The 2,428-nt window shown below is 67.1% G+C and carries 2 protein-coding genes and 1 pseudogene; 2 read left to right on the forward strand and 1 reads right to left on the reverse strand.

Annotation, left to right across the window (positions count from 1 at the left end; genetic code table 11):
- Nucleotides 1-304: 304 nt before the first annotated feature.
- Nucleotides 305-961, reverse strand: a complete 657-nt coding sequence (fabR, locus tag AC1VAN_RS18555; protein WP_025878574.1) for an HTH-type transcriptional repressor FabR — start codon at nt 959-961, stop codon at nt 305-307.
- Nucleotides 962-1,053: 92 nt separating this feature from the next.
- Here fabR and AC1VAN_RS18560 point away from each other — a divergent pair, with 92 nt between their 5' ends.
- Both AC1VAN_RS18560 and AC1VAN_RS18565 read left to right on the forward strand, forming a co-directional pair.
- On the forward strand, nt 1,054-2,124 hold the full coding sequence (locus AC1VAN_RS18560) for a ferredoxin reductase (RefSeq protein ID WP_051584920.1): 1,071 nt from the start codon (nt 1,054-1,056) through the stop codon (nt 2,122-2,124).
- 13 nt (nt 2,125-2,137) lie between these two features.
- Nucleotides 2,138-2,428, forward strand: a pseudogene (locus tag AC1VAN_RS18565) (acyl-CoA desaturase); the annotation flags it as partial.

Here is a 2,428-nt window from a genome sequence, read left to right on the forward strand (position 1 = left end):
GTCCAGCTCGGTAGGCGAAGGCGGTGCGGCGAATGCGGTCACCGGCAGGGCGGCGGCAATACCGGCAGCCAGCGGCAGCCGGCGGAGAAGGGAGGCAGCAATGCGCATGAGGGCGTCGTCCTTGGGGAGGGAGGGCGGCGAGGGCGACCTGGCTGGCGCACATGAAAGCAGATGGTCATCAACATAGCAATTGCTATATCAGGGTCTCGGCGCGTGCGTAAACCGTGGCCTTTACTCGAACGTAATTGTTATAACATTACATAATGCGCACGCGCGTGTGCCGGTGGTCATGCACCGGAAGCGGTCAGCCGCGGCGGAAGGCGGCGGGAGTGCGCGCGCCGACGATGATCATGCGGATCATCGTGGAGATCTGTTCGACCAGTTCCGGATCGTTCTCAGGGGGCTGGTCCATGGCCGAAGCGCCCATCGCAAACACCAGCCGGGTGATCGCCATCGACACCAGTTCCGGCTTGTAGAGCACTGCGCCATCCAGTGCGGCCAGGCGCACCAGGTCATGCTGCAGTTCTTCTTCGAAGTAGTGCAGTTCGCGTTCGACCGCGTGCTTGAAATCGTCCGAGCCGACCGCGCCTTCGCGTAACAGTACGTGCAGCAGCTTGTCGTCGGCACGCAGCTGTTCCATGAAGGTTTCCACCGACACGCGTACCACGCTGGTGGCGCTGGACGTAGCGCGCTGGCGGGCTTCACCAATGATGGTGCGCAGCGAGCGCCCAGCCACGTCGATCAAGGCGACGGCCAGTTCGTCCATGTCGCGGAACTGGCGGTAGAAGCTGTTGGGTGCGATGCCCGCCTCGCGCGCGACTTCGCGCAGGCTGAGGGTGGAGAGGCTGCGATGCGGGCCGATCAGTTTCAACGCGGCGGCCAGCAGATCTTCGCGGCTCACCGTACGGCGGGCCGGGCTGCTGGCATCTTCAGGCGGAGACAGAACGGTGGCGGCGGCCATGGTACTTCCGGAGGGGCAAGGCTGAATCATACCCAATCCGGTGCAATATACACATGTATACACAGCTGTGTGTGCGGCCGTATAGTGCATCCATGAGCGCTGTCGTCCGTCCTTCCCTGTTTTCCCCGTACCGCTGGCTGTCGCCGTCGCTGTTCGACTTCTGGGCGGGCCAGCTGAATCCGTTGTGGACCCTGCGTGAGCCGATGGCCCGCCTGGTACGGCGCGAGCCGGCCGGCGAGGGCGCCGCCACCCTGGTCCTGCGCTGCAACCGGCACTGGGCCGGGATGCGCGCCGGCCAGCACGTCACCCTGGGCGTCGAGCTTGAGGGGCGTGTATTGCGCCGCAGCTACAGCCCGACCCGCCTGGGCCGTCGTGAGCTGGCCATTACCGTCAAGGCGGTGGAAGGCGGCAAGGTCAGCCAGCATCTGGTCGCGCATGCCAAGCCGGGCGACCTGTTCCGGCTGGATGCGGCCTTCGGTGATTTCCACATGCCTGCCGCAGCGCCGGTGCTTCTACTGGCCGCCGGCAGCGGCATCACGCCCATGCGCAGCCTGCTGCGCGACGCCTGCCAGCGCCCGCTGGCGGCGCCGGTCGACCTGTTCTACTGGGAGCGCAGCGCCGCGGCGTTCCAGTTCCGTGATGAGCTGCAGGCGCTGGCCGCAGCGAACCCGAACCTGCGCGTGCATCTGCTGACCACCCGCGAAGGCGAGGTGCCGGCCGCGCGCATCGACAGCCACACGTTGGCCGTTGCCGGTGACGACACCCCGCTGGCGCAGCGCCATGTGCTGGCCTGTGGCCCGGATGGCTTCGTTGCCGCTGCGCGCACGCGCCTGGCGCAGCAGGTGGCCGGTTTCCAGGCTGAAGCCTTTACGCCACCTGCGGCACTCAGTGATGCCGACAGCCTGGGTGAGGTCGCATTGACCCTGGCCCGCAGCGGCCGGCGGCTGATCGTGCCGCGTGGCCGCTCGCTGCTGGAAAGCCTGGAGGCGCAGGGCATCGCGCCCAAGCACGGCTGCCGCATGGGCATCTGCAACAGCTGTACCTGTGAACGCGTCAGTGGCACCACCCGCCACCTGCGCACCGGCGATACCCAGTCCGAAACGGCCGTGCCGGTGCGGATCTGCGTGAGCGCGCCGACCACCGACCTGACCCTGGATCTCTGAGGACTCCGCTGCCATGACCCGCGCTACCGACCGTGCCCTGAGCCCTGCCGAGATGCAGACGTTTGGTGAGGAACTCGATGCGATCCGCGACCGTGTGATCGGCAGCCTCGGCGCCTCCGACACCCGTTACATCCGCCGCGTCGCAGCGGCTGTGCGCTGGTCCGGCGTGCTCGGCCGCAGCCTGCTGTTCCTGGGTGCGTTCTCTCCGTTGTTCTGGGCGCCGCTGCTGTGGCCGGCCTGCATCGCCGGCACGCTGCTGCTGGCGCTGGCCAAGATCCTGGAAAACATGGAACTGGGCCACAAC

Source organism: Stenotrophomonas sp. 05L44_2 (assembly GCF_056665995.1).